This window comes from Anaerobacillus sp. 63XJN7_4_ISO-PGPR-S23-413 (assembly GCF_056173725.1).
Genome location: NZ_CM149688.1, coordinates 3,135,494 through 3,156,926, shown reverse-complemented (window position 1 = coordinate 3,156,926; position 21,433 = coordinate 3,135,494). Strand labels below are relative to the sequence as shown.

Annotated in this window: 22 protein-coding genes, 1 pseudogene and 1 riboswitch; of the genes and pseudogenes, 10 read left to right on the top strand and 13 right to left on the bottom strand. The window is 39.4% G+C overall.

From position 1 onward, the window contains the following. Positions 1-17 precede the first annotated feature (17 nt). From menB to menC, 3 genes are all read left to right on the top strand, one after another. On the top strand, positions 18-833 hold the full coding sequence (gene menB, locus AC0VYO_RS16640; RefSeq protein WP_194219187.1) for a 1,4-dihydroxy-2-naphthoyl-CoA synthase: 816 nt from the start codon (positions 18-20) through the stop codon (positions 831-833). 85 nt (positions 834-918) lie between these two features. After that, positions 919-2,388 (top strand): o-succinylbenzoate--CoA ligase, encoded by a 1,470-nt coding sequence (locus AC0VYO_RS16635; protein ID WP_475365650.1) that lies wholly within the window; start codon positions 919-921, stop codon positions 2,386-2,388. Continuing rightward, positions 2,388-3,488, top strand: coding sequence for an o-succinylbenzoate synthase (gene menC, locus AC0VYO_RS16630; RefSeq protein WP_475367506.1), 1,101 nt, complete (start codon positions 2,388-2,390; stop codon positions 3,486-3,488). The genes AC0VYO_RS16635 and menC overlap by 1 nt, the downstream gene beginning before the upstream one ends. Before the next feature lie 56 nt (positions 3,489-3,544). On the opposite strand, the gene AC0VYO_RS16625 is transcribed toward menC, so the two are convergent. The 3 genes from AC0VYO_RS16625 to AC0VYO_RS16615 all read right to left on the bottom strand — a co-directional run bounded on the left by AC0VYO_RS16625 (position 3,545) and on the right by AC0VYO_RS16615 (position 7,238). Next, positions 3,545-3,841: a DUF3817 domain-containing protein gene (locus tag AC0VYO_RS16625; protein ID WP_430245994.1), complete on the bottom strand. Its 297-nt coding sequence runs from the start codon at positions 3,839-3,841 to the stop codon at positions 3,545-3,547. A 907-nt stretch (positions 3,842-4,748) separates the two neighbouring features. After that, positions 4,749-4,937, bottom strand: a complete 189-nt coding sequence (locus tag AC0VYO_RS16620; RefSeq protein WP_194219190.1) for a hypothetical protein — start codon at positions 4,935-4,937, stop codon at positions 4,749-4,751. 123 nt (positions 4,938-5,060) lie between these two features. Further along, a complete protein-coding gene (locus tag AC0VYO_RS16615; RefSeq protein ID WP_475365649.1) occupies positions 5,061-7,238 on the bottom strand; it encodes a UvrD-helicase domain-containing protein in 2,178 nt (725 codons plus the stop codon). Positions 7,239-7,380: 142 nt separating this feature from the next. On the opposite strand from AC0VYO_RS16615, the gene AC0VYO_RS16610 reads away from it, so the two are divergent. From AC0VYO_RS16610 to AC0VYO_RS16600, 3 genes and pseudogenes are all read left to right on the top strand, one after another. Continuing rightward, a complete protein-coding gene (locus AC0VYO_RS16610; protein ID WP_430245990.1) occupies positions 7,381-7,605 on the top strand; it encodes a hypothetical protein in 225 nt (74 codons plus the stop codon). 22 nt (positions 7,606-7,627) lie between these two features. Further along, on the top strand, positions 7,628-7,966 hold the full coding sequence (locus AC0VYO_RS16605; protein WP_194219193.1) for a hypothetical protein: 339 nt from the start codon (positions 7,628-7,630) through the stop codon (positions 7,964-7,966). 108 nt (positions 7,967-8,074) lie between these two features. Next, positions 8,075-8,146, top strand: a pseudogene (locus AC0VYO_RS16600) (YjcZ family sporulation protein); the annotation flags it as partial. Between the two features lie 114 nt (positions 8,147-8,260). Here the strand turns inward: AC0VYO_RS16600 and AC0VYO_RS16595 are convergent. Next, the gene (locus tag AC0VYO_RS16595; RefSeq protein ID WP_475367824.1) at positions 8,261-9,403 is read right to left on the bottom strand and encodes an ABC transporter permease; all 1,143 of its coding nucleotides are present in this window, start codon (positions 9,401-9,403) and stop codon (positions 8,261-8,263) included. A gap of 211 nt (positions 9,404-9,614) precedes the next feature. On the opposite strand from AC0VYO_RS16595, the gene AC0VYO_RS16590 reads away from it, so the two are divergent. Together AC0VYO_RS16590 and ytkD are read left to right on the top strand one after the other, a co-directional pair. Further along, entirely contained in the window at positions 9,615-10,142 is a 528-nt protein-coding gene (locus AC0VYO_RS16590; protein ID WP_475365647.1) for a hypothetical protein, read from the top strand. Positions 10,143-10,255: 113 nt separating this feature from the next. Next, complete coding sequence (gene ytkD, locus AC0VYO_RS16585; RefSeq protein ID WP_430245984.1) at positions 10,256-10,726, top strand: RNA deprotection pyrophosphohydrolase; 471 nt, start codon at positions 10,256-10,258, stop codon at positions 10,724-10,726. A gap of 100 nt (positions 10,727-10,826) precedes the next feature. On the opposite strand, the gene AC0VYO_RS16580 is transcribed toward ytkD, so the two are convergent. The 5 genes from AC0VYO_RS16580 to pckA all read right to left on the bottom strand — a co-directional run bounded on the left by AC0VYO_RS16580 (position 10,827) and on the right by pckA (position 16,217). Next, the gene (locus tag AC0VYO_RS16580; protein ID WP_475365646.1) at positions 10,827-11,702 is read right to left on the bottom strand and encodes a cation diffusion facilitator family transporter; all 876 of its coding nucleotides are present in this window, start codon (positions 11,700-11,702) and stop codon (positions 10,827-10,829) included. 175 nt (positions 11,703-11,877) lie between these two features. Beyond that, entirely contained in the window at positions 11,878-12,678 is an 801-nt protein-coding gene (locus tag AC0VYO_RS16575; protein ID WP_475367823.1) for an ABC transporter permease, read from the bottom strand. After that, positions 12,659-13,435: an ABC transporter ATP-binding protein gene (locus AC0VYO_RS16570; protein ID WP_475365644.1), complete on the bottom strand. Its 777-nt coding sequence runs from the start codon at positions 13,433-13,435 to the stop codon at positions 12,659-12,661. Before AC0VYO_RS16570 ends, AC0VYO_RS16575 begins: the two co-directional genes overlap by 20 nt. Positions 13,436-13,446: 11 nt before the next feature. After that, on the bottom strand, positions 13,447-14,442 hold the full coding sequence (locus tag AC0VYO_RS16565) for an ABC transporter substrate-binding protein (protein ID WP_475367822.1): 996 nt from the start codon (positions 14,440-14,442) through the stop codon (positions 13,447-13,449). 191 nt (positions 14,443-14,633) lie between these two features. Continuing rightward, positions 14,634-16,217: a phosphoenolpyruvate carboxykinase (ATP) gene (gene pckA / locus AC0VYO_RS16560; protein WP_194219202.1), complete on the bottom strand. Its 1,584-nt coding sequence runs from the start codon at positions 16,215-16,217 to the stop codon at positions 14,634-14,636. A gap of 353 nt (positions 16,218-16,570) precedes the next feature. Further along, positions 16,571-16,680, top strand: a riboswitch (SAM riboswitch). 208 nt (positions 16,681-16,888) lie between these two features. Here pckA and metK point away from each other — a divergent pair. Both metK and AC0VYO_RS16550 read left to right on the top strand, forming a co-directional pair. Further along, positions 16,889-18,085, top strand: a complete 1,197-nt coding sequence (metK, locus tag AC0VYO_RS16555) for a methionine adenosyltransferase (RefSeq protein ID WP_194219203.1) — start codon at positions 16,889-16,891, stop codon at positions 18,083-18,085. Between the two features lie 142 nt (positions 18,086-18,227). Continuing rightward, a complete protein-coding gene (locus AC0VYO_RS16550) occupies positions 18,228-18,851 on the top strand; it encodes an MSMEG_1061 family FMN-dependent PPOX-type flavoprotein (protein WP_475367821.1) in 624 nt (207 codons plus the stop codon). Here the strand turns inward: AC0VYO_RS16550 and AC0VYO_RS16545 are convergent. From AC0VYO_RS16545 to AC0VYO_RS16530, 4 genes are all read right to left on the bottom strand, one after another. Further along, positions 18,845-19,030, bottom strand: coding sequence for a hypothetical protein (locus AC0VYO_RS16545; protein WP_475367820.1), 186 nt, complete (start codon positions 19,028-19,030; stop codon positions 18,845-18,847). The genes AC0VYO_RS16550 and AC0VYO_RS16545 overlap by 7 nt on opposite strands. 13 nt (positions 19,031-19,043) lie before the next feature. Then, the gene (locus AC0VYO_RS16540; protein ID WP_475367819.1) at positions 19,044-20,189 is read right to left on the bottom strand and encodes a glycosyltransferase family 4 protein; all 1,146 of its coding nucleotides are present in this window, start codon (positions 20,187-20,189) and stop codon (positions 19,044-19,046) included. A gap of 17 nt (positions 20,190-20,206) precedes the next feature. Continuing rightward, complete coding sequence (locus AC0VYO_RS16535; RefSeq protein ID WP_194219628.1) at positions 20,207-20,692, bottom strand: phosphatase PAP2 family protein; 486 nt, start codon at positions 20,690-20,692, stop codon at positions 20,207-20,209. Between the two features lie 479 nt (positions 20,693-21,171). Next, positions 21,172-21,390 (bottom strand): hypothetical protein, encoded by a 219-nt coding sequence (locus tag AC0VYO_RS16530; RefSeq protein ID WP_206759433.1) that lies wholly within the window; start codon positions 21,388-21,390, stop codon positions 21,172-21,174. Between the last annotated feature and the right edge of the window lie 43 nt (positions 21,391-21,433).

Here is a 21,433-nt window from a genome sequence, read left to right as displayed (position 1 = left end):
GGAAGGAGAATTTCTAAATGATTCAATGGAAGACTGAACGAGAATTTGAAGATATTCTTTACGAAACGTATGATGGTATTGCTAAGATTACAATCAACCGTCCAGAGGTGCGCAATGCATTTACGCCAAGAACGGTTAACGAATTAATTACCGCTTTTTCATTTGCGAGAGACAATTCAGATATTGGTGTTATTGTTCTAGCAGGAGCTGGAGACAAAGCTTTCTGTTCTGGCGGTGACCAAAGTGTTCGTGGTCATGGTGGTTATGTAGGTGATGATGAGATTCCTCGTCTAAATGTCTTGGATCTTCAACGCCTCATTCGTGTTATCCCTAAGCCGGTTGTTGCAATGGTATCAGGTTATGCGATTGGAGGAGGACACGTCCTTCACGTGGTATGTGACCTGACAATTGCTGCAGATAATGCTATTTTTGGTCAGACTGGCCCTAAAGTTGGTAGCTTTGATGCTGGATACGGTGCAGGATACCTTGCTCGTATCGTAGGTCATAAGAAAGCTCGTGAAATCTGGTACCTATGTCGTCAATACAATGCACAAGAAGCACTTGATATGGGACTTGTTAATACGGTTGTTCCACTTGATCAGCTTGAAGCTGAAACAGTACAGTGGGCACAGGAAATGCTTGATAAGTCACCAACAGCCCTACGCTTCCTTAAAGCTTCTCTTAACGCCGATACAGACGGTCTTGCAGGACTACAGCAAATGGGTGGAGACGCAACGCTTCTTTATTACACAACTGACGAAGCAAAAGAAGGACGCGATTCATTTAAAGAAAAACGCAAACCGGACTTTAAACAGTTCCCACGTTTTCCTTAAATCGATTGCTTGAAACAGCTTGATGGATTCCCATCAAGCTGTTTTTTTCAAATAGTCTATGGTAATGAAAGAAAGGATGTTAAAGATGGATACGATGCCAAATTGGCTACATAAACGTGCTTCTATGACGCCTGAGCGAGTGGCGCTTATCGATAATGGCAAACAGTTAACTTATAAACAGTTACAAGAAAAGGCAGTTAAGATGGCAAATGCTCTAAAAGCAAAAGGGATCGAAAAAGGAAAGCATGTTGGTTTTTATATGGAGAATGGATTAGACGCTGCCGTTTGTTTACATACTCTGATGTACATTGGGGCTGTCATTGTTCCATTGAATCATCGATTAACAGGACCAGAGCTATCTTTCCAAATGAACGATGCTGAGATTTCCTATGTGATCACTGACAATTCACTTGAGAAGAAAGCTAGTGATGCAATACAAAGTCCGGTAAATATAATCATCTGGGAAGATGTTCACCCAGGTGCTTATCAGTTAGAAGAGTTACAAACAACTATTGAGTTACATCAGCTTCATACGATTATGTACACTTCTGGCACAACTGGAAAACCTAAGGGTGTTATGCTTTCATATGGTAACCATTGGTGGAGTGCGATCGGTTCCAGTCTTAATCTTGGTTTAGATATGAATGATCGCTGGCTGTGTGCGGTTCCAATGTTCCATATGAGTGGACTTTCTATTCTATTGCGAAGTGTTATTTACGGAATCACAATGGTTATTCAACAACGGTTTGAACCGCGTGTCGTTAATCAATCGATTCAAAAAGAACGGATTACAATTGTATCGGTAGTAAGCGCTATGCTGAAAAAAATGCTCGATGACCTTGGAACCGATCATTACCCCGAAACATTTCGCTGCATGCTTCTTGGAGGTGGTCCAGCTCCATACCCGCTTCTTTCTACTTGCGAGGAGAAGCATATTCCTGTCTTCCAGACATTTGGTATGACGGAAACTGCCTCTCAAATTGTGACGCTTTCACCTGAATATATGCTAGATAAACAGGGGTCAGCTGGAAAGGCGCTTTTCCCATCAGAGATTATGATTAGTCTTGATCATAAATCCCTTTCTGCTTTAGAGCATGGAGAGATTCTCGTGAAAGGACCTACGATTACAAAGGGGTATTGGCGAAGGGATGATGCAACAAGAGCTGCATTTGAAGACGGGTGGCTTCATACAGGCGATATTGGTTATCTGGATGAAGATGGCTTTCTCTTTGTATTGGATCGAAGGAAAGACCTTATTATATCTGGTGGTGAAAATGTGTATCCCGCAGAAATTGAAGCGGCGATCCTTGAGCATGTAGATGTGGAGGATGCAGGAGTAACTGGGGTTAAAGATGAGCAATGGGGAGAAGTACCTGCAGCATTTGTTGTTAGTAAGAATCGCTCTTTGACGGAACAGCAGCTGCTCGATTATCTTTCAGAACGTCTTGCGCGTTACAAGCTACCTAGAACGATTACTTATGTGGATAGCCTTCCTAGGAATGGGGCAAATAAGCTACAGCGAAATTTATTAGTAGATATGAGTGATACGAAATGATGCAACTAGAGAGTGTTACTCTACGTCATATTCGAATGAACCTAAAATCCCCTTTTAGTAACAGTTTGGAAACAGTCACTGCTCGAGATTTAATTATCGTCGAAGTAAGAGATTCTGAAGGGGAAGTAGGTTTTGGAGAAGGAGTTGCCTTTACGTCGCCCTGGTATACAGAAGAGACGCTTCAAACTTCCTGGCATATGCTAAGAGACTTCATCATTCCTAAACTCAAAAACCAACTGATTGCTCATCCGTCCGATGTGGAAGGAATACTAGCGGGCATTCGAAGAAATCCAATGGCTAAATCTGCGATTGAGGGTGCGATCTGGGACTTATATGCTAAAAGAGAAGGAATTAGCCTCTCAAGAGCATTAGGTGGTTCTTCACAGAAGATTAAGGCAGGAGTTGCCGTAGGCGCTTCGGATCCTTCAGTTATGCTAGAAGAAATCCATAGAAGAGTTGATGAGGGATATGAACGAATTAAAGTGAAGATCAAACCTTCGCAGGATATTTCGATTCTAGAAGCAATACGTCATTCTTATCCAAACTTATCGTTAATGGCAGATGCGAACTCAGCTTATTCTCTGCAAGACATCGATCGTTTAAAAGCACTTGATCCATTTCATTTGCTGATGATTGAACAACCTCTAGCAGCTGACGATATCGTAGATCATGCGATTTTACAAAAAGAGATTGAAACACCGGTCTGTTTGGATGAAAGTATACATTCTTATGATGATGCCCGTCGAGCACTCGATTTAAATAGCTGTAAGATTATTAATATTAAACCCGGACGTGTTGGAGGGTTATCCGTTAGTAAGAGGATCCATGATTTATGTAGTGAAAGGGGGATACCTGTTTGGTGTGGTGGCATGTTAGAGTCCGGAATAGGAAGGGCGCATAATATCGCGCTTTCTAGTTTGGCTAATTTCACAATACCAGGAGATGTCTCTGCATCAGCACGGTACTGGGAAAAAGATATTATTGAACCTGAAGTGGAAGTGGAGAACGGTTTGATTACTGTTTCTAAAGAGAATGGGATCGGATACGAAATAAACTGGAAAGAACTTGAGAGAGTGACGGTTTCTAAAGAAGTTTATTAACATAGCTAGGGAAAAGATAACAAAAGGCAGAACCTTCTAAAGGTCCTGCCTTGTCTTTATACTTCAGAATTTTTTGCGATTCGCGCATCGAATATAAACGGTCCGAATGGGATAACGGAGGAGACAACTGCGAGCGCCGCTTTAATAAAAGACCAGCGCTTAACGATTGTGACATATAGAATTACGGCAAGATAGAGAACAAACAGTCCGCCATGTAACGCTCCAACAATCGTTACGGCCATAGGGATATCCATCATATATTTAAGGGGCATCGCGATTCCTAATAATAATAAAAATGATATTCCTTCTGCGTAGCCGACGCCTCGGAATAGTTTCAATGGTTGTTTCAACAATGTATTTCACTCCTTCATCATTAGCTGATGTGATCTGCTTCACATAAACAGTTACAGGCAGTTTACAAATAGTATATCAATACTAGTCCTACAATAGAAGTTGAAGTTTTATCGATTTCTTGACAGTTTGAATGCAAATACTCCTAATCAATTTTTTATTCACAGAAAATTTAGTACTAAGGCATTGTTTTCAAATGTTTTGTAAGTGATGATTGCTTATACGTGCCTTTATCGAGTAGAATGAATGAGGGTAACAATAAATCAACTCTGAAGGAGATTTGTATGAATAATAACAAAAAGGCAATCTTTATATACATTCCAAAGTCCAAAGTTGATGAAGCCAAAAAAAACATGAAGAAGAATGATTAATAGACGATAAAAAACAGTCGAACCGTAATGGCTCGACTGTTTTATTTATGATGAATTAATAAATTTCAATTGCTCAATTTTACAATATTAAATAAATGAAATGATAGCTGCAATCACAGCAACCGCGCCAATGATCATAAGGATTGTACGTACCATTGCTATTCCTCCTTGATAAAGTCAATTTAGTTCATATATAACTATATTTTTGCTGCCTTCTAGAATAATGCGCTGACAACAAATGCTACTACAACAACAATACCGATAATAACGAGAACTTGTTTTAACATAATGACTTCCTCCTCTAATATAGCAATGTCCTTTGCTACTATTGATATACCCTATTCATTTTTTATATCAAACCTTTTTTTGAAATAAATAGTTATAAATGACTACTTTCAGAAGAAAATACTTCAAGTTACAAAGCGATTTATGAATAGCGTTCCAGTTATCTGGGTTTTTATGCTTGAAAAATAAAAAGAAGCCTTCCTTTATTTGGAGGCTTCTTCGTTTATTTAAACATTTGTTTCTGAGTGGGTAACTATTGTTTAGGATGTACCTTCATCCGCTCTTGCTGGAAAAATTCTTTTAGCTCCGGGTTAAGTAAGTCCGGCTCCTCATCATTTAAGTTCAGTCTGATCAGCTTGCCTTCAAGGTAATCCATAATACCGATAATCGTACCGTTTCCAAGCTGCTTCTGAAAGATGGTTTCGTAACGAATGCTGCTCATCGGAGCCCTCCTGTTGCGCGTTTTTTTCTACTATAGCACGTTTGGAGAGCGAATTATTGAAGTTAAACTTCTCTTAAATAATTTGTAATCAAAGCGCAACAAAGCTTAACACAGTGACATAGTTCAGTCTTTTTGAACAGGCTTTTGCGAAATGATCATTGGCTTATCACATAAGGGGCATTGCTTTTGATCAGGTTGTTTCTTATCCTCTATTTTCATCCATCCTTTGCAAAATTCACTACTGCAAACCCATGCTTTCACCGTTTTACCTTCTTGTTGAATTTTCTTCTTGAAGGCATCCGTTAAGAAACGAGAGACGGGTGTTTGTTTACCAAGGTGTTTCTCAGGGGAGCAAATATAGAGCTCTTCCTTTGCACGTGTAATGGCAACGTAACAAAGGCGACGTTCTTCCTCAAGGTCAGCAGTCGGATTTTTCATATAGAGCTGCTTATGAGAGGCTTCTTTGTCTTTCATCGTATTGAGCGCAGAAACGTGCGGTAGAATCGTTTCTGAAGCACCAATGACGTAAACCACAGGGAATTCAAGCCCTTTAGCCTGGTGAATGGATAGTAGTGAAAGCGCGTTAGAGGCGCTAGCTTTTTGTTTATGCTCATTGAATCGTTGTATGATTCGATCGACGTAGGCAAGGAACTCTGGGATGGTTTCAAATCGTGAGCTCGAGAACTCAAGCTCGTCCATCATTTCTTTAAGAGTAGTCTTATGCACAGTTAATGCTTCGTCATTTGCGCTGTCCAGATGTTTCATATAGTCATCTCGTAACAATTGAATGGCTTTCTGGGGTCGATGACGTTTAGCTTCTTGAACAAGGCGGACACGTCGATCTATCGATTTTTTTTGAAAATCACGTAGTGTTTTCCATGATTTTAAATGTAACAAAGGAAATTCAACTGGATCAACAAAATTTTCCATCTCAATGTGGCGCATACCTGATTCTTGATTAATAAAAAGGGATGGGAGTATGGCGGCTGTCGCATCAAGATTTTGGTGCTCGTATGCGAGGCGAAGGTGCTCCATCATTCCTTTAATAATTGATTGCTCGTAAAAGACCTGTTTCATTCCCTGTGCGTTGAAAGGGATGTCCTGTTCAATCAACTGCTCGAAAATGGCTCTAGCATTCGTATAAGTTCTTGTAAGAATGGCAATGTCTTTCCACTCTCGCTTCTTTTCTCGAATATGACGGAGGACATAACCTGCTTCGTCTTCTGTTGTAGCAGGGCGAAGATAGTATGGTTGCTTTCCGTCTTTGTCTGTAGCGTTCATCGTTTTCGTTCTTCGATACGTATTGTGCTTAATTACATGGTTTCCGAGTCCAACAATGGGTGGAGCTGATCTATAGTTTGTATCCAGCGTTACGACGGATGCCTCGGGATAAGCACGATCGAACTCTAAAATAATTGAGCTATTTGCACCATTAAAAGAATAGATAACTTGATCATCGTCACCCACTACAAATAAGTTGTTTTGAGGAGCTGCAATTTGTTTAATTAATTCATATTGAATTGGATTCGTATCCTGGAATTCATCTACTAAAATATATTGAAATCGATTTTGCATTTTTTGAAGTAGAGCGAGATTTTGATTGAATTCTCGATACATATAGACAAGAATGTCATCAAAGTCAATATAGCCATTAGCCGTTTTCCACTCTTCATATTCAGAGTAGGCTTTCTTTAATTCTTCTGTTTCTTTACTGTCAGGGATATCTGCAGGCTCCATCATTTTAACTTTGCAGGCAGATATTGATGAAAGCATAATCTCTGGTAAAGATGCTTCAGGACTCTTCATTTTTTTTAGAATATTCTTCATTATAATTTGTTTGTGACGATCACTATTCAATATTTTTTGGTTATAACCGAGACTCCTTAATAATTTCAAGAAGATAGAATGAAATGTTCCTGCTGTTAATCTTCCGGAGTCTTGAGAAGAGACACCTGGTAAGTGACTGATACGCTGTCGCATTTCTTCAGATGCCTTTCGAGTGAAAGTAATGAGTAGAATACTAGAAGGATCTTTTTCCTTTACTGTCATTAGAAAAGCTGTTCGTGCTGTTAAAACAGATGTTTTTCCACTTCCGGCTCCGGCAATTGTCAAAAGAGGGCCTTCAGTATGCTTTACTGCTTTTGTTTGAGGTTCATTCAGACGTATACCTTTTTCCTCTAAAGCATGAAAAAAAGCCTGCTCTGCTTTATCTTCCAATGGTCTGAGAGACGAGTGGGGTGTTAAAGGAGCAGATAGGTCCAATTCAGTCACTGCTTGATGCGGTGTTGTAGTAAAATTCATGATCATCACCTGAACTATTCTTATGGATTCATCCCTTCATTTTAACATAAATTTAAGTGTTTTCGTTTTTAAGGAAAAGATTAATATTTATCCGAAAAGGGTAAAGTGACAAGCAGGATAGGATAAAGAGGAGGAAAAATCAATGGAAAAATTTATTCAAGTTGTAGTGGATCATGATAAAAAACAATTTCATGTGGAGTCAGAAGCGACCGAAGCAACCAACTATGATGCGCGAGTTGAAGAAGCAAAGAAACAGGGACGTGACGTTGGATCATTTCGCTCTAGGCTTGATACTGTTGAGAAAACCATTGATGCTGCTCAACATGAATACAAAGGGTATCGTCATTTAGAAGAAAGTCCTGTTTAAATTTTCATGGAGGTGAGAAGCAATGGTACGTGAGACGTATTTTGTAACACCTAAAGGTGAGCTTCATGAGACAAATGTTGGCACTCAAATGAATGCCTTTGAAATTAGAGCAAGTCAAGAAGAGAAAATGGAAATGGAACGTGTAATTGAGAAGTTGCGCTCTCAGAAATATGTGCAACAAAATGATTTCTTTTCACTGAATCATTATGATGAAAGTGAAGTAGACCGTCATCGAGATTGGACGGATGAAGCAATTTATGAATTATATAAGATGATCCATCGACTAGGCACACCTCATACAAAGCAACAAATTGATCAAATGGGCGTATTATCAGCTCTAAACCACAATACAAGAAATTGAGGATGAACAACTAGTTTTTCTCCATGAACTCCGCTCATGCCCTTCCTAAATGGAATCAACTACATAAAGTAATAGTGTAGTGAATGAATTTTAACGAGGGGGATAAAGATGAGCGGAGGATATGGTAAAGGTTTTGCGTTAATTGTTGTTCTGTTTATTTTACTAATTATTGTTGGAGCTGGCGCAATGGGCGGCGGTTGTGGTCCTGGACCAGGTTATGTAGGCGGAGCAAACTACAATCCTTATTGTTGCTAAATCATAAAGAGAAGCCGGCTAATATTAGCCGGCTTTTCTTTATGTATTTCTCTGTTTTTTATGTTCTAAAAAAAATGAAATCAAAAGTCCTTCTATTAAAACACAAAAACTATGCTGTAAAGAAGGAAGCTGAACAATACTAAATAAAATGGATTGTATAACTAATAACGATAAAATCATGTTTCTCAGTGGATAATCGTTACGGAGAATAACAAGAAACGAGTCTCTCATTTGTTCTTTTTTGATTGCTAAAAGCTGGTTTTGAGTGACCCATAAAAGGATTGGGACCATTATGTACGATGTGTACTCTCCTCTTAGATAATAGAGAATCAATGCTCCGAGTCCAATTAATCTGATATACACCCATGTGTAGTTTCCTTTACGAAAGAAAATCCTAATCAATAGAAAGGTCTGTGCGTTAGACACTGGTATCAATTGAATAATCCAGTTCAAATACTTTCTTGCCTTCACTTTATTCTGTAAAGAAGGCACATCGACGAATTGGTTTGCGAATTGCTCAAACCGAGCAGTTTGTGATGATTCAAGTTCAATCAATCTTTCCCACTGAAGCATCGAGTTTTGACGAAATAGTAAGTAAAGGTATGTAATGGGAAACATAAGGAATAAGGCACCAATAAAAACATATCCTTTCATGGTGAAGGAAAGAATAGTGAAATTGCTAATGAAAAGGTAAAGACGCAGCCATTTTTTCTTCGTGAAGTAAGATCGTATGATCGTAAAAAAAGACAATATAAAGAGCAAGAGTATCATGACATAAATCCATGTTAGTAATTCCAAAGGAATTTCTAAATGAATGAGGGCAGGAGCACTTACTAAACTAACGATTAAAATTATCGGCAGTGAACGAATCAAAGAATAGAAGAAAGTATATTTAATGTATTGCCTCATACGATCTTCACATGCGATTAAAAAGACGCGATCCGCTTGAAAGAGAAAGAACTTTCCTTCAAGAATACTTAGTACTACGCTCATGATGAGGGCGATCGCAAATAGGAGTGGAAATGGCTCAGGTATAACATCGATTAAACGTTGATAATAAACAATTCCTATTGCTCCGCTTAGCAATAAAGCGATCAAAAATCCGCCTTGCATGATGTAAGACAAATACTTAAGTCGATGCCGCAGATAATTATTAAATCGAATCTTCCATAATTCTCCCAATAAATCACCCCTCTCCCGAAATAAATTAAGAAAAATCGAAACATTCTGCTATGTCTTTTCGTATAAGTAGTGTATCCGAAAGAAAATAGCAAAAATCCTTTCATTGCTATGGTAAAAAAGACTTAATATATCTCTAGTTTGTTTGACACCTAATAGGATGAGGTATGAAATCAATATAAAGAAATTCTACTATACTTAAAGGATGAGTGACATGAAAAAATACATAGGTTTATTAATGTTTGTAGGTGCACTAACTTTCACTTCGGGTTGTGGCGGAGAATTATCAAAAGTTGCTGCTGATCATTCAGAAATCGTGGTTTCTACTCTTGAGAATAAAGCAGAAGCAAAGACGGATTCAGTTGAAAAACCAGAAGTTGAGAATTTATCTAACGAACTTATCAATCATATTATTCAGGATACAGATGAAGAGGGTAAAGTTAAACAGTTTCAAACAATAGCAGAGGTTGAGCAGGACTTACAAAAGATAACCTCAAAAGAACTCGCTTCTGAAATTGCGGATGTTTATTTTGCAGAGCGTGAAGGTGATCTTTACTTAGTACCAACAGAGCTATTCCCGTGGGTGAATACTGATGAGTCATATGAACTGGAGAAACTTAATGAATATGAATATGAACTGACACAATCGAATGAGTCTGACCTTTATGGCTCTTACACAATAAACATCCATTTTCTTTATGAAAACAACCATTGGATCATTAATGATTTTGAGATTAAATAATTCAAACGCACGGAACTTTTGGTCCGTGCGTTTTATTTTTTGTACAGGTAGATTGGACAAGCACAGGCTACTCTTTTACAATAAAGTAAGAAACTAAAGGACGAGGTTATCAAATGAGCGAATTTATGTTTACAGATTACTATCATAATCAGGTAACATTTTCTTTCGAGGATCATCCTTACTCTCCCGCACCAAAACATGTTTGGGTTATTTGTCGCCTCGAAAAACAGTGGCTGTTAACCGAGCACTCTCGAAGAGGCATTGAATTTCCAGGTGGGAAAGTGGAAGTAGGAGAGAATGCCGAAGAAGCCGCGGTGCGTGAGGTATATGAAGAAACAGGTGGAGTTGTTAAGCATCTTCAATATGTAGGTCAGTATCGTGTTGAAGGAAAAGGCGGGACAATTATTAAGAATGTCTATTATGCTGATATTGATCGTCTCGTAGACAAAGAAGATTATATGGAAACAAAGGGACCGGTGAAGCTAACAACACTTCCGAAAGATATTCACTTAAATGAGCGTTATAGCTTTATGATGAAGGATCAAGTACTTACTTATAGTCTAAAACATCTTAATTATTTGTAATGAGAAAAAAGTCCAGTTCATTGTACTGGACTTTTTTGCTCGTAATTATACAAAATCCAATAAGTCACTTTCTTCAAACAAATAACAGATGGAGAATGCACTATTCATTGGCAGAGCCTCTTTCAGTAATTTCCCTGCCAGGTTCAACATGAATGGTGGCATTTCGAACGTCATGATCCTTCTCTAACTGGGCTTCTATTTTGTCCGTAATCGTATGCCCTTCTTTAATATTTAAATGAGGTGCTACCTCTACAACGGCATCGACAATAATATCATTTCCGGCCATCCGTGCTTTAATATCCACTAATGTTTCTACCCCTTCAATGTTTTGGATCGTCGCCTCTATATCATTCAATTTCTCTTTATCAAATCCATCCGTTAACATGAGTGATGAATCTTTAAAGATATCATAAGCCGTTTTGCATATGATAAGACCTACAATAAAGCCTGTAAGAGGATCTAGCCAATGCATGTTAAAGTGAGCACCAATAATTCCAATAAAAGCACCTAGACTAACGAGAGCATCTGATAAATTGTCTTTAGCTGCAGCCATTAGTCCGAGGCTATTCGTTTTTTTAGCGAGGCGGTAGTTAAAAAGATAAACGCCTCCCATAACGATCATTCCAAAAAAGGCAACCCAGGCAGAGCTAAGTGGAGGAGAGGAGACTTTACCACTGAGTAAGACAGTAGCTGTATGGAAGAGGACTTGTATTCCAATCGCAAACATAACAAATGAGGCGAATAGAGAAGAAACGGTTTCTGCTCGAGAATGGCCATATGGATGGTTCAAGTCTGGTGGCTTAAGAGAGATTTTCATGCCAATTAAAACAGCAATGGATGCCACGATATCTGATGCGTTATTCCATCCGTCTGCTAAGAGGGCTTCTGAACCAAAGAGATACCCTGCGGCTAATTTGATCATTGAAAGTAGTAAGTAAGCTGTTATGCTAAGCCATACACCTCTTAGTGCGCTCATTGTTTTCACCTGTCTTATATAAGAATATGTTCTTCTATATGCTAGCAGATGGTATTTGGTTGGGTCTATAGCAATCATTTTGCAAGTGGTAAGACGTGTAGGAACCCATCATATTTGTGAGTGGTGGCTAACTAGTTTGCCCAATCACAACAAAATAAGCCCCTCTTATGAGGAGCTAGTGTTTAATTAATTTCCGTTCTAACCATTCGACTCCTAAATACATGATTGATGAGAGAATCGCAATCATAAATAAGCTCAGTAAAACCAATGTGAAATTAAATACTTGGAAGCCATAAATAATCATATAACCAAGACCTTGCTTTGAAACGAGAAATTCCCCAACAATAACGCCGACCCACGATAAACCCACATTTACTTTCAAGGTAGAGATAATCGCTGGAAAGGAAGATGGCAGGATTACTTCAAAGAAGATCTGGCGCTTATTACCACCAAATGAGCGAATAACTTTGATGAAGTTTGGTTCAACAGTATGAAATGCGTGGTAGATCACAAGAGTAGTAATAATAACGGAAATAGAAGCACCCATCGTAATAATGGAGATATAACCTGGACCAAGCGCAACTATGATGATCGGGCCAAGAGCTACTTTAGGCATGGAATTCAATACAACAAGATACGGATCTGAGATTCTAGAAGCCTTGCGTGACCACCATAGAATTGCCGCGAACACGGTCCCAAGTACTGTTCCAAGAAGAAATCCTGCAATTGTTTCAAGCAACGTTACACCAGTGTGTAACAGTAATGACCCATCTGTTACTTTAGTTATAAAGAGAGAAGCAATTTTAGAGGGGTAGCTAAATAATAATGGATCGATCCATGTGAACCTTCCTGCTATTTCCCATAAAGTAAGAAATGCAAAGAGAATACACACTTGAAAACCCAATATTTCATTTCTTTCCCTTTTCAATTCTCTTAGATAATGTTGATGCTTTTGTTTAAGTTGGAGATGGTTCAAGAGAATCAAGCTCCTTCCATATCAGCTGGAAATTCTCAGGGAAAGCAGAATCATTCCTAGCTTCAAAAGGAAGTAATTCTTTAAGGGAAGCTGGGACTTGAAAAGTTCTCGCGATTTTCCCGGGACGAGGCGATAAGAGGATGATGCGGTCTGACATCGCAATCGCTTCTCCAATATCATGAGTCACCAGCAAGGCGGTTTTTCGATGCTTCTTTAATGTTTTAAACACGAGGTCTTCGAGTTTTAATTTTGTTTGATAATCAAGTGCAGAGAAAGGCTCATCTAATAACAGTAGATCAGGATCTGTTGCAAGTGTGCGAACGAGAGCTACGCGTTGACGCATTCCACCTGAAAGCTGATCAGGATAGGCCGAGCGGACATCGCTTAACCCCATGCTATCCAATAATTCCAATGTTTGTTCTTTTTTATCCGCTGTCAACTTGTTTAGAAGCTTTAATCCTATAAAACAATTTTCTTCAATTGTTTTCCAAGGAAACAAGTAATCCTGTTGAAGCATATAGCCCATTCGTTCGCCGGGAGATTTTATAATTTTATTTTGTAGAGAAACGCTCCCTTCAGTAGGTTTTACTAATCCTGAAATGATCGACAACAGAGTAGATTTCCCGCATCCACTAGGCCCAAGGAGGGAAACGAATTCTCCTTCTTCAATAGCGAAAGAGAGGTTGGAAATCGCTTCTTTGGCAGCGTTTTTCGTTAAATACACATGTGAAATAGCGTTGAGTTGAAGGAAAGACATTATTTTCCCTCCTATTTTTGCGCTTTTTCGGCATAGCTATTATCTACTAATTTGCTATGATCAACGCGTTTTGGGAGTTCTCCTGCTTCATCCATAATATTTTGTAAGTTATCCCATTCTTCTTGATCCAGTGATGGGTTTGTAGCGAATGAATGCTGGCTTTTGTAACGATCTACTACAGTTGTAATGAGTTCAAGATCGGTATCCTGAAAGAAGGGTTCAATTGACTTTGCAATTTCTGCAGAAGAATGAGTATCTACCCACAGTTGAGCCTCATAAAGTGCTTTTGTAAAACGCTCTGCTACATCAGCATTTTTACTCAAATAACTTTCTTTTGCCATAAATCCTGTATATGGAATTTTCCCTGATTCTTTTCCAAATGAAGCTACAATGTGTCCAACCCCTTGTTCTTCAAAGACACTTGCTGTTGGCTCGAATAACTGAACGTAATCGCCAGTTCCAGAAGCGAATGCGCTTGAAATGTTTGCGAAATCAATATTTTGAATGAGGTCCAAATCGTTTTGTGGATCAATTCCTTTCTGTTTCAGCACGTATTCACCAGCCATTTGTGGCATACCACCTTTACGTTGGCCAAGGAATGTACTTCCCTTCAAATCTTCCCATTCAAAATGATCGACTTTTTCTCTTGATACAAGGAACGTACCGTCTGTTTGTGTAAGTTGAGCAAAGTTTATGACAGGGTCATCAGTGCCTTGTGCATAGACATAAATGGACGTCTCTGATCCTACAAGGGCGACATCAGCTCCGTTAGATAGTAGAGTGGTCATTGTTTTATCTCCGCCCCAAGTAGTCGTTAATTCGACATCAATGCCATGCTTCTCAAAAATACCCTCTGAGAGTGCCACGTATTGTGGTGCATAGAAAATCGAGCGTGTAACCTCAGCTACTCTTACCTGATCGTTTCCACTATTTGTACCACACGCCGAAAGAATAAGAAGAAATACACTTGTGTATATACAAAACGTTATAAACCAGTTTCTTTTCATTATCTATCCTCCACATTTGTCACATGAGGTAGGCTCATGTTTTAGATACTATAGCCTATGTATTTTAAAACAATTGGTGTTTTGAATAGGTAAATTAATGGAGGTAGATAGAAAGAGGAGGATGCGCGAAGTTGAGGTGAATGAGTCTTCAAATAAAAAAAGCACCCGTTAAGGTGCTTTTTGCAATGAGACTAAACATTTGGGCCTGCTTGTTTGATTTCGTCAGCTACATTTGAGAATTTGTCGAAGTTCTTCACAAACTTAGTAGCGAGATCTTTTGCTTTCTCATCATATTTCTCTTGATCTTCCCATGTTTGTTTTGGCTGCAATACTTCTGCTGGAACACCTGGACAATGAGAAGGAATATGCAATCCGAAAATAGGGTCTGTTACTGTTTCGATACGATCAAGTTCTCCATTTAAAGCCGCCTGGATCATCGCTCTAGTATATGAAAGCTTCATGCGCTCTCCGACACCATAACCGCCCCCAGACCATCCGGTATTTACGAGGAAGACTTGAACATCATGCTCCATAATTTTCTCGCCGAGCATTTCTGCATAGCGATGGGCAGGTAATGGCAAGAACGGTGCACCAAAGCATGTAGAGAAAGTGGCTTCTGGTGAAGTGACGCCTCTTTCTGTTCCGGCTAACTTGCTCGTGTAACCTGATAGGAAATGAAACATGGCTTGTTCCTTGGTCAGTTTGCTAATTGGAGGAAGGACGCCAAATGCATCTGCCGTTAAGAAAATAATCGTGTTGGGATGTCCGGCAACGCTAGGAATTGCAATATTAGGTATGGCGTCAATCGGATAGGCAGCGCGAGTATTTTCAGTTAGACTAGTGTTATCGTAGTCTGGTTCACGCGAGCCGTTATCCATCATAACGTTCTCAAGAACCGTTCCAAAGCGAATTGCATCCCAGATTTCAGGTTCTTTTTCTTTTGATAAGTTGATGCACTTAGCGTAGCATCCACCTTCAATATTAAAGACACCATTCATAGACCATCCGTGTTCATCATCACCGATAAGAGATCGATGAGCATCTGCTGAGAGCGTTGTCTTTCCAGTTCCAGATAAACCGAAAAATAGAGCAACATCCCCCTCTTTACCTACGTTAGCAGAGCAGTGCATTGAAAGAATATTTCGCTCTGGTAATAAGTAGTTCATAACGGTGAAAATAGACTTTTTAATTTCTCCAGCATATTCTGTTCCACCAATTAAGACGGTTCGTTTCTCAAAGGAGATAATAATAAATGTTTCTGAATTTGTGCCATCCACTTCTGGATCAGCTTGAAAACCAGGTGCAGAAATGACAGTGAATTCAGCGTCATGTTCTTTTAACTCTGATTCATTCGGACGGATGAACAGCTGGTGGGCGAAAAGGTTATGCCAGGCATATTCATTAATAACCTGAATGGGTAGTCTTGATGACTGGTCAGCACCAGCAAATCCTTTAAACACATAAAGTCCCTTTTTCTCACCGAGATAGTTCAACACCTTTGTGTAAAGGTTTTCAAAACTTTTTTCGGAAATAGGTTGGTTTGTTTCCCAGTTCACTTTGTTCTTTACGGAATCTTCCTTTACAATGAACTTGTCCCCAGGAGAACGTCCTGTATATTTTCCGGTTTCTACGCGAAGAGCTCCTGTAGCTGATAGTTGCCCTTCGTTTTTAAATAGTGAATGTTCAACCAGTTCAGACACTGATAAATTCACATGTGGATTATTCTTATTTAATATCGCATCCAATAACGGTGAGGAGAAGGAAGCTGTTTTCATACGTTAAACCCATCCTTTTTTAAAGATTTCGTTGATTGACTTGTTTAACTCAAAAATAGTATAACACATTCATTCAATTATTCTATACTAATCTATGTATTTTTTGCATAAAAAGTGAAAAATGGGTGAATGACTATTTCTTTAGGTTGAAATCCTGTCGCCATTATATAGGAAGTGATTATTTTATGGCTAAAGGATTAGGGTAGTGGTTCGGTCGCTTCGCCCTTGAATTCGAACACAAAGCCCGTGTTCTTTTCGGAGGGCTCCAGCGCTTGTCGAAGCTAAACGGGCGCTTCCGCTTTTCTTCATTGACACATCCTTTCATGTGCGTTATTATATGTCGAGAATGGATACTCTTATCCCGAGCAGGCGGAGGGACAGGCCCGATGAAGCTCAGCAACCAACTCCTATACAACAGGATTAAGGTGCTAACCTGCAAGACGATAGTCTTGGAAGATAAGAGGCGAAAGGCATGAGATATCAGCTCCTTTTCCCTCTGATTGTAGGGAAGGGCTTTTTTAATGTCGTTGAGATTGATGACGCTATAAAAAAAGGTAAGACGATAAGAAATTGAATTCGTTCTCTCGTTTCGGCACAGGGTAATAGGGAAATGAGTACCGTATCCATTACAACATAATTAGATAGGATCCAATCCTTAAGGAGGTACTTGAGTGAGTAATCGTCGTTTGTTTACTTCTGAGTCAGTAACAGAGGGGCATCCTGATAAAATTTCAGATCAGATTTCCGATGCCATTCTGGATGATATTCTTGCGCATGATCCAAATGCGCGCGTTGCCTGTGAAACTACAGTAACAACTGGTCTTGTTCTAGTTTCCGGTGAAATTACAACATCACACTATGTTGATATTCCGAAAGTGGTTCGTGAGACGATTCAAACGATCGGCTATACACGTGCGAAATACGGATTTGATGCTGAAACATGTGCTGTTCTTTCATCTATTGATGAACAGTCTGCAGACATCGCTGCAGGTGTAAACGTTGCTCTTGAAGCACGTGAAGGTACGATGTCAGATGATGAAATCGATGCAATTGGTGCAGGTGACCAGGGGCTTATGTTTGGTTACGCTTGTAATGAAACAGCGGAATTAATGCCGCTTCCGATTTCTCTTGCGCATAAACTAGCGCGTCGTTTGAGTGAAGTAAGAAAAGAAGAAATTCTTCCTTATCTTCGTCCTGATGGTAAAACACAAGTAACAGTGGAATACGATGAAGCTGGTAAGCCGGTTCGCGTTGATACCATTGTTGTTTCTACACAGCATCATCCTGAAATTTCACTTGAACAAATTCAACGTAACATCAAAGAACACGTTGTGAAGCCGGTTGTTCCTGCTGAATTAATTGATGAAGAAACAAAATACTTCATCAACCCAACAGGACGCTTTGTTATCGGTGGACCGCAGGGTGACGCAGGTTTAACAGGAAGAAAAATCATTGTTGATACTTACGGCGGTTATGCGCGTCACGGTGGCGGTGCTTTCTCAGGTAAGGATGCTACGAAAGTAGACCGTTCTGCGGCATATGCTGCTCGTTATGTTGCTAAGAACCTTGTGGCAGCGGGTCTAACAGATCGTTGTGAAGTTCAACTTGCTTACGCTATTGGGGTTGCTCAGCCAGTATCAATTGCTATTGATACATTTGGCACAGGAAAAGTGTCTGAGGAAAGTCTTGTAGAGCTAGTAAGAGAGAACTTCGATCTTCGTCCAGCAGGCATTATAAAGATGCTTGATCTTAGACGTCCCATTTATAAGCAAACAGCTGCGTATGGACATTTTGGACGTACTGATATTGACCTTCCATGGGAACAAACAGATCGTGCAGAATCCCTTAAACAGGGTGCCGGAATTTAATTAATTTCTAAGAAGCCAAAAATATTTTGGCTTCTTTTTTTTGCTCTATCATCCTTTTTGACATCCGTTATATTGTATTGAATTATCATAAAATAGATGGGTGTTGTGATAAAATGGAAGAAAAAATGGAGGAGTGTAATGTGTGAATACTAGTATATTCGGAGAAACCGTGACCGATGTGAATGAACTAAAAGACATGGCAGGAATACCGAGTAAATTGGCTGCAAACAAAGTCATATCTTTTCTTGATAAACACTGTAAAGAGTTCATATGCCGTACACCATTTATTACGATTGCCACCCAATCAAGTACGGGTGGTGATGTTTCGCCAAGAGGCGATGCACCGGGGTTTATTCAGGTTCTAGATGATCATCATTTATTGATACCGGAAAGACCGGGAAATAAACGAATGGACTCATTGATCAATTTATTAGAAAACCCAAATATCGGTTTGCTGCTGATGATTCCCGGCCGAGAAGAAGCGTTGCGTATTAATGGGAAGGCCTTGATTGTAAAAGATAAAACGCTGCTAGAGCAGTGTGAATATAAGGGGAAAACGCCTTTGTTAGGTATTGGAGTAGAAGTAAAGGAATGCTACATTCATTGTGCCAAAGCCTTTAAACGATCATATCTTTTTGAACCTGAACGATGGCCGAGTACTGAGGGGCTCGCCCCAGCTGCCAGAATGCTATCTGATCATGCAAAAATAGGCGAAGAAAAAGTGATTGAATCGTTGAAAGAAAGTTACACTAAACGTCTTTATTGAACAGAAATCGAGCCCAAACCTTTGTGTATGTTTGGTTGAACAATGGAGCAGTAAATGAGATCATACGTATTTGCTATTTTTTGCATTTCATCTAGCGCGTACAAGTTGTGACCATGTGTTGCGAAGATAGAAGGTGCAGTTAAGCCGATTTCGTTAATCCCAAATACAGTAAGAATCATTTTTTTCTCCTTTCTAAGCATATCGAGCTAATCTTTTAATTCCAATTGTTTTCTCATAATCCTCTACTAATCGTCCGAAGATCGCATCCCATGATTGAGTAAGTGCATAACGACGTCCTTCATAACCCATCATTCTCCGTTCGGTATCATCTGATAAGAGACGATTGATAGCGTGGATATATTCGTCTTCTTTATACGGAGAGCAGAAAAGACCGTTTCTTTCTCCAGTGACAACGTCGGATAACCCTCCAGCATTTGCAGCGATAACAGGGGTCCCGGAGGCAAGTGACTCCAATGCGACATTTCCAAATGTTTCAGTAGCTGATGGAAAGATGAAAAGATCTGAAGTAGCGTATAGCTCTGCTAATTCTTTCCCTTCTCTATAACCAGTGAAAGTGACGTTGTTAGGGACGTTTTCTTGAATATGAGGGAGGGCTGGTCCATCACCAACAATCAGCCATCTTGTTTGTTGTTTCAGCTGTTCTGGTAACTTCCACATGATTTTTTGTAACGTTTCAAGATTTTTTTCTGGAGCGAGTCGACTAACAAATAAAAGAATATACTTCTCCTGAATATTATATCGTTCACGTAGCGAGTGATTTTTTCTAATCGGAGAATATTGTTCGCAATCGACGCCTCTTCTCCAAAGCTTGAGGTTCTTAAAACCTCTTCCTTTTAATCGATTGCGCGTTTCATTGGAAGGAATAAAGGTAGTGGAAAATGGTTGATGAAACCAGGTTAAGTATTTCCACATAAAAGGAGAGAACCATTCAAGGTGGTAATGCTTTAAATAGTCATCAAAATTAGTGTGGTATGAAGCAACCATAGGTATGTTATTTTTCTTTCCGTAATGTAGTCCGCACATGCCAATATTAAAAGGTGTCGCGACATGAAGAAGGTCCGGTTGAAAATCTTTAAGTTGGTTGCGGATAAGACTTACGTTAGGAAGGGCAATGCGACATTCGGGATAAAGGAAAAACTTCATACTGGTAAAGCGGTGGATATTACTTGAGAAAAGGTCATCATCTTTCTGACAGTTAGGAGCAAAAAGCATATAATCAACCTGCTGACGGTCCATATACCTGGTTAGTTTACCAAGAGTGCGAGATACTCCGTTAACCTGTGGATAGTAAGTGTCAGTAAAAAGTGCAAGTTTCATGAATAGCCCTCCCTTTTTCAGCTTAGGATGAAAGTTGAAAGAATACCGGATCCGCCACCAAGTATAAAACCAACAAGAACGTCAGAAGGATAATGATGACCTAAGTAAATCCGCGATATGGCAACTAGACTCCCAAGAGCCATTAAGGGAATAGCTAGTGAAGGAATATGAAAGATAAACGGTGTAAGCACAGAAAAAATAGCCGTTGTATGTCCTGATGGAAAAGAATGATCTTTTAGAGGGTATACGAGTATCTTTGTTTCAGGTAGAGCGAGATATGGCCTGTGTCTTGGATAATGCTTTTTAATAAATTGAACAGGTATATGACTGACAGCAAGGGCAAGCGCAGCTTGAAACGCCCATATCTTTAAAGGAGCAGGTAACAGGAACATCAACAAAAGTGTACTTAAAATCGTTGCCCGAGCACCACCCGCATGCGTAACAAATCCAAAAATAGAAGTAAGATACCTTGAATGACACGTTAAATTCACAAACCGAAACATCGTACACTCACGCTCATAAAGCCACCCAACCACTTTACTCAAAAAGAATCCCCCTTCATCCTATGTGTTACTTCTATCCTATACGAGAAATTTAATGCTACTATTAAAGAAATCTTAAAGAATTGTTAAGAGTATAATGAAAAGCGGAGACGAGCGTTTAGAAACGGAGATATTGGAGCTCTTGAACTAGAACACGTCCTTTGTGTTCTGGTGAAAGAGTGAAATATCGCAGTTTCTGCGAGTCGCAGCTAGCCAAGAAAAGCGGAGACGAGCGTTTAGAAACGGAGATATTGGAGCTCTTGAACTAGAACAAGCCCCTTTTGTTTGAATTGAAAGGTGAAGCGACCCAGGATCTGGAATATATAGATGGCTTTCAAGAAAATACATAAGATCGTCCACACTCTAACGCTCCAAACGTTTTCAAAAACCACACAAAATACCATGAAAAAAGACCAGGAATACCATCCTGATCTTTTTCTTCAAATTAATGTGAAGTAAATAACATAACCGATTGCAAGTGCTGTTGCGACGATATAAACAAGAAAAATCGGATTGCTAAAGAAAGAAGATTTCACCCTGGCGTTCCCTTGATTATCATATTCGCCTTTTTGATTTTGTCCGAGTCTGTACGTCATATATGCCCCTATAAGCAAGGTGATGACGACGAGCACGATCAAGACCATGGTCATTTTGTACACGGAGGCCACCTCGATCCATTAGGATTGTATTGGTAACCTTCCT

Coding starts and splice junctions, on each gene's coding strand:
- menB (WP_194219187.1), top strand. CDS start 18: ATGATTCAATGGAAGACTGAACGAGAATTTGAAGATATTCTTTACGAA.
- AC0VYO_RS16635 (WP_475365650.1), top strand. CDS start 919: ATGGATACGATGCCAAATTGGCTACATAAACGTGCTTCTATGACGCCT.
- menC (WP_475367506.1), top strand. CDS start 2,388: ATGCAACTAGAGAGTGTTACTCTACGTCATATTCGAATGAACCTAAAA.
- AC0VYO_RS16620 (WP_194219190.1), bottom strand. CDS start 4,937: ATGAGCAGCATTCGTTACGAAACCATCTTTCAGAAGCAGCTTGGAAAC.
- AC0VYO_RS16615 (WP_475365649.1), bottom strand. CDS start 7,238: ATGAATTTTACTACAACACCGCATCAAGCAGTGACTGAATTGGACCTA.
- AC0VYO_RS16610 (WP_430245990.1), top strand. CDS start 7,381: ATGGAAAAATTTATTCAAGTTGTAGTGGATCATGATAAAAAACAATTT.
- AC0VYO_RS16605 (WP_194219193.1), top strand. CDS start 7,628: ATGGTACGTGAGACGTATTTTGTAACACCTAAAGGTGAGCTTCATGAG.
- AC0VYO_RS16590 (WP_475365647.1), top strand. CDS start 9,615: ATGAAAAAATACATAGGTTTATTAATGTTTGTAGGTGCACTAACTTTC.
- ytkD (WP_430245984.1), top strand. CDS start 10,256: ATGAGCGAATTTATGTTTACAGATTACTATCATAATCAGGTAACATTT.
- AC0VYO_RS16580 (WP_475365646.1), bottom strand. CDS start 11,702: ATGAGCGCACTAAGAGGTGTATGGCTTAGCATAACAGCTTACTTACTA.
- AC0VYO_RS16570 (WP_475365644.1), bottom strand. CDS start 13,435: ATGTCTTTCCTTCAACTCAACGCTATTTCACATGTGTATTTAACGAAA.
- AC0VYO_RS16565 (WP_475367822.1), bottom strand. CDS start 14,442: ATGAAAAGAAACTGGTTTATAACGTTTTGTATATACACAAGTGTATTT.
- pckA (WP_194219202.1), bottom strand. CDS start 16,217: ATGAAAACAGCTTCCTTCTCCTCACCGTTATTGGATGCGATATTAAAT.
- AC0VYO_RS16545 (WP_475367820.1), bottom strand. CDS start 19,030: ATGATTCTTACTGTATTTGGGATTAACGAAATCGGCTTAACTGCACCT.
- AC0VYO_RS16540 (WP_475367819.1), bottom strand. CDS start 20,189: ATGAAACTTGCACTTTTTACTGACACTTACTATCCACAGGTTAACGGA.
- AC0VYO_RS16535 (WP_194219628.1), bottom strand. CDS start 20,692: ATGTTTCGGTTTGTGAATTTAACGTGTCATTCAAGGTATCTTACTTCT.